Source organism: Pseudarthrobacter sp. NKDBFgelt (genome assembly GCF_046097905.1).
Lineage (GTDB): Bacteria > Actinomycetota > Actinomycetes > Actinomycetales > Micrococcaceae > Arthrobacter > Arthrobacter polychromogenes.
In genome coordinates this window covers 1-672 of record NZ_JBJURL010000197.1, presented here as the reverse complement: position 1 = coordinate 672, position 672 = coordinate 1, and the positions used below count along the sequence as shown (strand labels likewise).

At 56.5% G+C, this 672-nt stretch carries 1 rRNA gene; it reads left to right on the top strand.

The features are described from left to right. Nucleotides 1-442: 442 nt before the first annotated feature. Nucleotides 443-672: ribosomal RNA gene (locus tag ACKAE7_RS21125) — 16S ribosomal RNA — on the top strand; the annotation flags it as partial.

The window sequence follows — 672 nt, the reverse complement described above, 5'->3', positions numbered from 1 at the left end:
AGCCGTCCTGTCGGGGTTCGGCCGCACGTTTTTCGAAAAACCCGCGTTGACACCCCAAGGGCCCGGCAGTACATAGCCATCACACCGGACGACGGGGCGGCCAACAACGGCCTCGGCGGCCTGGATATCTGTCTCAAAAGAGCGGCAAAGTCGAGCGATCGACCGGAGCCGGTTGTGGCGGACTTAAGCGGCTGAGCGGGGATGCTCGTTTGGCTGTGCGCATCTGGTTTTTCCGGGTGCTGGCTGTTTGACAAGTTGATCTTGAGAAAGAGAAACGTGGTCGGCGGGGTTCTTGCGGCCTCTGGCTTTTAGCTGGGGGCATGTACAGAGACTTCGGCGGTTATACGTTTCAAGGAATACGCCGCTCGATCATCGTGAGATGGTCAGGGCAGCGTGGTTCCTCGTCAAACGTTGTGACTTAGCTGGACAACACTCAGTACTTCAACCTGAGAGTTTGATCCTGGCTCAGAACGAACGCTGGCGGCAGGCTTAACACATGCAAGTCGAGCGGGCGATGTTGCTTCGGTAACTGAGCTAGCGGCGGACGGGTGAGTAATGCTTAGGAATCTGCCTATTAGTGGGGGACAACATTCCGAAAGGAATGCTAATACCGCATACGCCCTACGGGGGAAAGCAGGGGATCTTCGGACCTTGCGCTAATAGATGAGCCTA